At 52.6% G+C, this 8,829-nt stretch carries 8 protein-coding genes; all 8 read right to left on the bottom strand.

The annotated features are described in order from the left end of the window. Positions 1-503 (bottom strand): HAMP domain-containing histidine kinase (locus VI25_RS21665; protein WP_161807016.1); only part of this gene is annotated, 503 nt, incomplete at its 3' end. Between the two features lie 8 nt (positions 504-511). Continuing rightward, positions 512-1,147: a PAS domain-containing protein gene (locus tag VI25_RS21660; protein WP_055562878.1), complete on the bottom strand. Its 636-nt coding sequence runs from the start codon at positions 1,145-1,147 to the stop codon at positions 512-514. Continuing rightward, positions 1,111-1,746 carry a PAS domain-containing protein gene (locus tag VI25_RS21655; protein WP_055562877.1) on the bottom strand — a complete coding sequence of 212 codons (636 nt, stop codon included), beginning with the start codon at positions 1,744-1,746 and terminating at the stop codon, positions 1,111-1,113. The genes VI25_RS21660 and VI25_RS21655 overlap by 37 nt, the downstream gene beginning before the upstream one ends. Before the next feature lie 602 nt (positions 1,747-2,348). After that, entirely contained in the window at positions 2,349-3,731 is a 1,383-nt protein-coding gene (locus VI25_RS21650; RefSeq protein ID WP_045690568.1) for a SusD/RagB family nutrient-binding outer membrane lipoprotein, read from the bottom strand. A 15-nt stretch (positions 3,732-3,746) separates the two neighbouring features. After that, the gene (locus tag VI25_RS24430; protein WP_052695762.1) at positions 3,747-4,937 is read right to left on the bottom strand and encodes a TonB-dependent receptor; all 1,191 of its coding nucleotides are present in this window, start codon (positions 4,935-4,937) and stop codon (positions 3,747-3,749) included. Positions 4,938-4,957: 20 nt separating this feature from the next. Next, complete coding sequence (locus tag VI25_RS24425) at positions 4,958-5,668, bottom strand: hypothetical protein (RefSeq protein ID WP_052695760.1); 711 nt, start codon at positions 5,666-5,668, stop codon at positions 4,958-4,960. A 77-nt stretch (positions 5,669-5,745) separates the two neighbouring features. Continuing rightward, positions 5,746-7,044, bottom strand: a complete 1,299-nt coding sequence (locus VI25_RS24420) for a carboxypeptidase-like regulatory domain-containing protein (RefSeq protein ID WP_236705188.1) — start codon at positions 7,042-7,044, stop codon at positions 5,746-5,748. Positions 7,045-7,700: 656 nt separating this feature from the next. Beyond that, a complete protein-coding gene (locus VI25_RS21625) occupies positions 7,701-8,615 on the bottom strand; it encodes a DUF4105 domain-containing protein (RefSeq protein ID WP_055562875.1) in 915 nt (304 codons plus the stop codon). Between the last annotated feature and the right edge of the window lie 214 nt (positions 8,616-8,829).

Here is an 8,829-nt window from a genome sequence, read left to right as displayed (position 1 = left end):
AAGTACTGAGCGAAGTTTTTTTCGGAGATAAACAGAGTGCGGCAGCCGTCCACATCAATAGTCATTTCCCCGCCAGTCTGGGCGAAAAGGGGCTGCAAATCCTGTTGTACATCGTTCAGGACAGGGAACAAGGCGGTGGTGGCGGCAGGATGAGCAAACTCGAGTTGCAGCTTGCTCACGTCGGTGAGGTGGGCAATGGTGCGCGTAAAGCGTTCAATGGATTCCTGCATGCGCGTCAGCACGGGCATAAGTAGCTCATCACCCCGCACGGAAGCCGGCAACAGATCTTCGAGCAGTCGTAGCAGACCTTCAATGTTGGTAATGGGCGCCTTTAAGTCGTGAGAAGCGGTGTAGATGAAGTTATCCAAGTCAGCATTGGTGCGCAGCAGGCGGGTGTTGGTGTCGTTCAGCTCCTCATTCGTTACCTGCAATTCCTCATTAATGGCCGCCAGTTCCTCGTTTAGGCTCTGTACCTGCTCGCGGGCAATAACCTGGCTGGTCACGTTGATGGCTACGCAGGCAATGCTGGCGACCTGGCCTGATCATCCCGTAAAGGCTGGTACACTAGATTATAGTACCCTACTTTCTCGCTCGGAGAGTTACTTAAGCGAATAGCGTAGTCTTGGAGTGTAACAGCCTCGCCGCTTTCCCACACTTGCTGAAGCAAATTCAGGGACTCTTGCGCTGGGCCTTTCGCCACCGCATCTGCGTAGGGCTGGCCCAGGAGCTGCTTGCGCGGGTGCCCAATGATTCTTGCCGCTAGCGGATTCACCACATCTATGATGTGAGTGGGGCCGCGCATCACGCAAAGCGCAATCGGCGACTGCTCGAAGACACGGTGCAAAAGTTGATGCTGTGCTTCTGCCTGCTGCCGAGCTATTCGTTCGTTGGCCTGGGCGTGGCGTAGCTCATACGTGCGTTCCAGCACTCGGGCCTCCAGGTCCTCGTTGAGCAGGCGAAGTTCGGCCTGCGTGCGCTCCAGCTCTTGGTTGTTCGCCAGAATTTCCTCGTTGGCAGCTTGCAACTCCTCATTGAGGTAGTTGGTCTGCCGCTCTTTCTCTTCCGCCAGTTGGCGGGTCAGTACTTGCTCGGTGACCTCCATAGCTACCGTCAGCACCCCGTATGCAGTGCCATCGGCGTCGTACATAGGTACGTAGACGAAGTCCCAATAAACGGTTTCAAGTTGGCCGTTCCGCTGAATTTGGGAGGGCATGCTGTAGCCCCGGTAGGCTCCTCGGTAGTGCGAACCTGGTCCAGAAGCTCATCGAAGCCCTGCCCTGTTATTTCGGGTAGCAACTCAAGCAAGGGTTTCCCTAAGCCTTTTTTGTAGGGCCGCCCCCAAATGGCGTAGGTGCTGGTATTGGCAAACTCGATGATATGTGTGGGGCCGCGGTATACGGCAATGGCTACTGGCGCCTGCTCAAACACTCGTTGTAGTTCTCCCCGCTGGCGCTCTGCTTCGGCACGAGCCTCTTGTTCGCGGGTGCGGCTCTGACGCAAGGTTTCTTCGGCCAGCGCACTAGACTGCTCATGGCATTCAGTGAAGGTGACTAGCAAACCAGCATCTAGGCGGCGGGCTTGAACGCGCAGGCAAATAGTGCGGTCTTCTATTGGGTAGAACTCATTGCGGTGAGTTGGGGTATCCGATAAGATGGCGTCGCGCAGAAAAGCGAAAGTCCCAGAATCAGTTGCCCCAGGCCACTGTTCCAGATACGTTGTTGCGGGCTCGGCGGGCAGCGTCAGCAACTGCTGGGCCGCAGAGTTGAAGTAGCCGAAACGAAAATCAACGATGGTCCCAGTTGCATCCCGCAGGGTAGGTAGTACAATACCCCGTTAGAGAGCATGTCGAGCAGCGCAGGCAGAAAAGGCGCAGGTAAGGCACTAGGTGCCAGAAGGGAAACATCAGACATGAAAATCGGCGGCGAGAGGCAGGGGCCAGTGAACCACGAAGATACGAGGGAAGTAGCCGCTGGTAGGCGGTGAAGTTGCCCGTTGGGTCGGACCTAGTCGTAAGTCGGTGTGTGCCGACGCGGAGAGTTGCTCGGCTTCACCGACGGTAAACGCATGCCGGGTAGCATAAGTTGGGCGTACCAGTTGCGAACAGCCCCTTATAGCTGCTTGGGCTGGAGCTAGTCAGCTATAAGGTGCTATGGAAAGTTGCATGCTGATGCTCCCGCGGCTTATAAGGATGTATGGTGTTATTTGTTCCTTCTTCTCAGGTAAACATTGAGCACAGAATCCTCTATAATAGAGAACCCGCTCAGCTACGGCCAAGCGGGTTCTCTATACTTACGGGTTATAGGTAGCGCCACGCCCTAGGCTCTCTTACCTAGACCGAAGACGGTTGCCTAGTTGTTGACAGGCGTCTTCACAAACAGCCCGGGAATCGGGTTCGGAACATTGGCGTTGGCGTTTACCTCCGACTGAGGATATAGGAAACGCTGTGGTAGAGTAGTATTCCCCGTTCCTTTTATGGGTATTCCAACAATGTTATTCGTCCGACGAGCATCCGTAAAGGCCTCGGCCTGTCCGATAAGGGTCACGTATCGCTCCGTTAGAATTTCCTTTAGCAAGTCACCACCCGCAATGTCTGAGAGCAGCAGGGGCTCGTACTTACCAGTTGGGTAGGCTACGGCGAGTGCCGCACGGTGTCTATTGAGAGCAGCTAAGGCATCAACAGGAGTACCAGTCCGTGCACTGGTTTCGGCTATGATAAGCTGCGTTTCGGAATACGTAACCAGTGGGAAGGAAGCATCAGGATCAGAGAATTCCTTTGCCGTTGCCGTTAGTCCTTGTCGTAACTCGTAATCCGCAGCAGCTGGGGTAGAGGCGGGCTCATAAAAATAAGAGAAGCGTGCTCCTTCGTCCGTCTTTGCATTGTTGCGGTTATTCGCAATCAAGCTCTTCTGCGCGGGGTCAAGCAACTTGGGCGCATACGCATTATCACCAGTGAGATACCCATTACGGTTCCCCAAGAACTGGTAATAGAGGTTTTGAGCTCCGGATAGATTCGCATGGGGCGCTACGAAGTCGTTAGCTGCCGACGAAATTCCTCTGGCTGCGGCAGCCTTTGCCGCCGCATACTCTTTCGTGTGCAGGTAGTAGCGTGCTTTCAAGCTGTAAGCCAAGGCAGTCCATTTCGTTGCGTTCCCCGCATAGAAGATATCCTGGGTAGCTGGGATGACGCCTCCGGCTGCCAAGTTCTTAATGGCGTCGTCTAGCAATGCCTGCACATCAGCATATACCTGTGCCTGCGGGTCATATTTCGGCGAAGGAAAAGTAGCGCGTTGTCCCGCCTCCCGGAACGGGATATCCCCCCACAAGGAGGTAGTAGTGCCCGCGGCGTGAGCTTCCAGAATCTGAGCAACGCCTTTCAGTTTTAAGTTGAAACCAGCCTCCGCCGTAGCTTCAGTTAAACGAGCCTGCGTGATTGTACCAACATACGCAGTAGCCCACAAGTCATCGAACGTGCCGGCTGTTACGCTGTAAATATCAGTACTCAGATACTGGCGGTCAGAACCTGTGAACTGACCAGCCCACATGCCTGTGGTGCGCGATACATCACCTTCATGAAAAACTATGTCGGCCAACATTACTCCTTGAATAGTGTTGGTAGCATCCGCAGAAGCTGGGCTGTTTGGGTCAACGTCAAGATCTTCAACGAAATCTTGGCAGGCACCTAACATAACAGCTACTACTGCTGCAGAAATATATTTTAAAGACTTTTTCATCGAGAGATAAGGCAATTAATACGTTACACGCAGACCGATCAGGAAGGAACGGGTGCCAGGGTTATTAAAGTATTCCAGGCCCCGACCGTTTGTAGGGCCCGTCAGGTTGGTTTCAGGGTCAACTCCTTTGAACTCCTTGGTGAAGAGCAACAGATTACGACCTGTCAGCGTCAACTCTATATTGCTCAGCCGGGTCAGGCTACGGAATTTCTCAGAGCGCAGAGTGTATCCCAGTGTTAGCTCCCGCAAACGCGTCCAGGTAGCATCCTGAATGAACTGCTCGCCATTTACCCCAAATCCGCCACCATCCGTGGTGTACCAGCTTTCATCAAGGGCAACCTGAGGGCCATTGCCGAAACGATCTACCCGCCCCCGGAAAGTATAGCTACCATCACTATTTGGCCGATAAGCTTGAGCAACCGTCTGACCAGTGTAGGTTTTGATAGCGGCTGCATCAACAGCAGAAAGAGTAGTTTCTACATCCGTAAACTTAGACGTGCCGAACGTACGCAGTACCCCTTCCGTACCCGCCCAGATATCTCCACCAAAAGAGGTTTCAAGGAGGGCGAACAAGCGCAAGCCTTTGTAAGACAGCGTGGTGTTTAACCCTGAGCGCCACTTAGGATTTGGGTCACCAATAATGCCTTCGGTGTCGGCGTTTACTGGGAAGCCATCCGTGTCAGTTACAATGGTGCCATCCTCGTTACGCTCGTAGCGCCCACCCCAAAGCACGCCCAGCGGCTGGCCTTCTACGGCGCGGGAGGAAACTCCGGTGAAGCCAGCCAGGAACAGTGACTCCGTTCCCGCTAAGGAAAGCACCTTGTTCCGATTGCGCGTCCAGTTGCCGCCTACGTTCCAGACAAAGTTGTCGGTTTTGATGATATCTGCTCCCAGATCTATTTCAATGCCTTTGTTCTGGATGGTACCAGCATTGCTAGTTTCCTGGTAATACCCTGAGGAAGTGGCAACTGGCACATCGAAGATGGCATCGACGGTTTTAGTTTGATAGTAGGTGCCACTCAGGCTAATTCTGTCTTGGATAAAGCGTAGATCAAGGCCTAGTTCTGCTTCGCGTTTCCGTTCTGGCTTTAGAAAAGGATTACGCCGAACATCATTGCGAGCGAAACTACCGGCGTAGGCCGACGCATCCAGGAAAGGGCCATAGCTCTCTGTGAAGCTAGCGGCTTGGTAAATGTCATTTACCACGTATACGCCCGGCTCAACCCCTACCTCTCCGTAGCTGCACGCAGCTTGCCAAAACTCAGGATTCTGTTCTCAGACAGTAGTCCCAGCTTGGTAAACTGCCAGGCAACATCGACCGATGGATAGAAGAATAAGCTTTCTGTCTGGGGGCCGAACGTAGAAGCAGCCTCCGCTGCGGCGGTGCCATTCAAGAATAGTTGCTCGTTGAAAACAAGCCCTATTGTAGCATAGCCGCGTGAGTTACGACGCTTCGATTCGCTGTCAAAAGCAATCCGGTTGGCATTTGTAGAGTTGTTGAAGTAACTCTGCCCTTGCCGCTCATCTAAGATAAAGTTACGATACGTAGCTCCCAGGTTTTGGAATCGGCGTTGGTTAAAATTGATACCAGCCAAGATGTTACCGCTGAACTTGGCGCCAAAGGAGTGAGAGGCCCGCCCAAAGAAGTCGGCATTGTATTGAGTCTCGGTGATAGTTTGTTCCGTCGCCTCCCCGTTGGCATTGTTCTGCGCTGAGTTTTTCGGGAAAAAGCTAGTGCGGTAATCGGTATATGCATCGGCACCTACCCGCGCAGTGAAGTTTAACCACGGACGCGGATCTAGCCCCAATTCTACGGTGCCCAGGAAGCGGTCTACCTCGTTTGGGTTTTTCTGCTCGCGGGTGGTCCACAGCGCGTTATTGTAAGCAGGGCTAGCCGTTTCCCCGAGTTGACGACGGTAAGAGCGTTGTCGGTTCAAAAAAGGAGCTCCAGAGGCGTCGAAGTACGTGCCAATAAAGTCTTCCTGGTCGAAATCAGGGGCTTGGCGAAGAAAACCTAAGTAGAGCCTGACGTGTTGGAGCCTTGCTGTATGCGGTTGGAGTTAATCTTTGAATAAGTGAAGTTGCCTCCTAAGCGCACAATATTGTTGAAGCGCTTTTCTGCATTCACCCGCGCCGTGGAGCGACGATAATCACTCCCTTGGCGAATAATGCCTTCTTGGTTAAGGTCGGAGAGACTGATAAAAATATTCCCATCCTTATCACCAGCACTGAGGCTTAGGTTATTCTCTAGGAAATGACCCGTCTGGAATACTCCATCAAAGTTTTTGTCTAGGTAGGAAGTGCGGTCATTCTTTTTGGTAACAGGATAATACCGGGTACCATCAGCAGCCTGAAAGTAAGCGCCGGTCGTATTTACATCATCTGGTCCGCCGGCCCGTGAAGAAAGCTTGTCTCCCCAGGAGTTAGCGTTGTTGTTGGTGCCTGTGAAGCCAGTAGTTGGGTTGGTTGTACCGATGGCTGCTACCCCGCCAGAGCCACGTCCATACGATTGCTGCAAGTCGTGCTGATAAGAAATCTTATCTAGTGAGTAGGTAGCACCATATGTTACGCTAAGCTTCCCGGCAGCCGTACTACCTTTTTTGGTGGTAATAATGAGCACCCCACTAGCAGCTCTGGAGCCCCACAAAGCAGCCGCGGAGGCTCCTTTTAGAACCTGAATGGAAGCAATGTCATTGGGGTTGATGTCGTTCAAGCGCGACTGCTGCGTTACGCCGTCTACTCCACCACCTAAGGTAGAATTGCTAATGGGTGTGCCATCGACTACTATCAAAGGCTGAACGTTACCGGTGATGGTGTTCTGTCCTCGAATCTGGATGTAAGCGCCAGCCCCTGGGTCACCGCTAGAGCGGGTAATTTGTACCCCGGAGGCTTTACCAGCCAAACCGGTGATAACGCTCGTTTCTCCCGATTGGGTCACGGCATTACCGCTTACGCGAGAAGTTGCGGTGCCTTGTTCATCACGTCTTTGTTCCAGGCCAAGCGCCGAAACTACTACCTCCCCAAGCTGCTTGGTATCAGCTGCCAGCGCTACATCAATAGTAGCAGCAGAGCCTACTGCGCGCTCAAGGTTGACGTACCCAATAGAACTAAAAGTTAAGGTAGCAGCGTCGGTAGGGACATTGATAAGGTAAGCTCCATCGGAGTTGGTAGTGGCACCAGTAGTAGTTCCCTTCACTAGAACCGTTACCCCAGGAAGGCCTTGCCCTGTGCTACGATCAGTAACCCGCCCGGAAATTTGACGATTTTGTGCTACGGCCTGCTGCAACAGACCAACCATGAGTATGGGACTCATGAGTAAAGCTTTATTCATGGATAAACAGTAAAAGTGAATAGTGAACTATATTACACTTCTAACAAAAATTAGAAGTATGGGCTAACATAGTCAATTTGCTCTTATAATCAATAATTTATAATTTTTCTGAGAAGAAAAGCTTAGCCGTTGATGCCGTACGTGGGGTAGTGATTAGCAAGTAAAATGCGCTTATCACGATTGACGCGCCAATGAATTCCGGGTCTGCTTGTGCCTCCGGAAAACTACCCCAAGGGCAAGCACAATGATAAAACTTGCACACTCGCTGCCTTACGCAAGTGCTTCTAAAGGTAGAGGCGCACGTGTGCTGCAAACTACAGCAGTGTAGCTCTGCACCTATTTTACTATAGCCAACAAGTCTTTTCTATCACAGATAGTAGCTCTATAGCTAATAAGCTACCCGGTGTTATGTACTACGCTGAAGGAATCCTCCCAACCGTTGGTGCCTTCCTGCTTTGAGCCTTTGCCCCCAAGTACGTAGCCACAGTAGGTTGCCTGCCAATAAGGCGAGTAGGCCCCCACTTCTGGTAGCAGTTGCACGTATCCTGTTACAAGGGTTAGTAAGCTGCCGACTATAAGTAGGGCTAAAGAAATGACTATATAGGTACGCCACCAGGAACACGGGCGCGCAACCAGCACTAGGTGGCTTGGCAGTAGCATAGCAGCTGATAGTTAGCTTGCACGGGTGTATGCAAGGAGGCTAAGCTAAGTACAGTAAGTAAGCAGCCAAGCAATGCAGTAGCACCGAATAGTACTTGCACATGAAGGCGACGCAGCCAGGTAGGGCAATGAGTCCATCGCCACATAAGTAAGCTCCACGCCATCCAGCCTAGAAGTAGCCCCATTGGGGCAAAGGCGGCGTGGGAAGCGGTACGGCTGCTGGCCGTTACTACTTGGTGCTGCCGGGCTACGAATGGCCGACCTTTTCGAGTAGCTTTTGCCAGGGCGCGCTGTAGTTCCAAGGGTAGGAAGAGGCGCTGGCGGAAGTGCGTAGCTCGATCAGCAGGCCAGCCTAAACCGATGTTCATACCCAGTTTCACCCATGGAGCGGGCCGCAGGTAAGGTACTAACAGCTGACGGTACGTAGCAGCAGGGCTTACTTGGGATGAATCCAGACGTAGTGGAGTATCTACACTGGCATTGAGTACTTCGAAGAGGCGAGTGGAGCAATTATCCGCAAAAAACTGGTATTGATAGTACTTAGCCGGAGAGTGTAAAGTACTTTCCAAGTGCGAGTATGCCCGTTGCACCTCCCGGGGCTCTAAGGCCAGCACTTGCTCCGATACGGCCCGGCCTTCTTGCTCGTAGGCTCGTTGGAAGTTCCTGAAGGGTACTACAGATAGAAAATAGCGCAAATCGCCCCGCAGGAAGCGCCAGTAAAAATGCGACGTCTGAAAATTGAAAGTTCCGTAGTTGTAGACCTGGTCTAGGCCCCGTACTGGATCCGCTACGCGCAGGGCCGAATGACCAAATAGGGCGTAGGTTTCAGTGCCTGGCGCGCAGGTTATCAAGCTAATGGTAGCTGCCTCAGACAAGCGAACGGGCTTGGCCAAGCAGGATACCCCGTTCCCTATGCACACCAGGCACCATACCAGCCACCACCGACAGGGAGCTAGCCATTGCATGGTAACGGACGGGAGTAGTCTATGGGGGAAATGATGCCGAAAACCGCAGTTGGCATAGTGCCAGTAATCATACAGACGACGTAATGTATTCAAGCCGAACGCGTTGCCGCATAAGAAGCTCCTACGCAGCCTAAACCACACC

It is taken from the genome of Hymenobacter sp. AT01-02 (assembly GCF_000961955.2).
Lineage (GTDB): Bacteria > Bacteroidota > Bacteroidia > Cytophagales > Hymenobacteraceae > Hymenobacter > Hymenobacter mucosus.
Note: the sequence above shows the minus strand (reverse complement) of the source record. Positions and strands in the feature narration are given on the sequence as shown.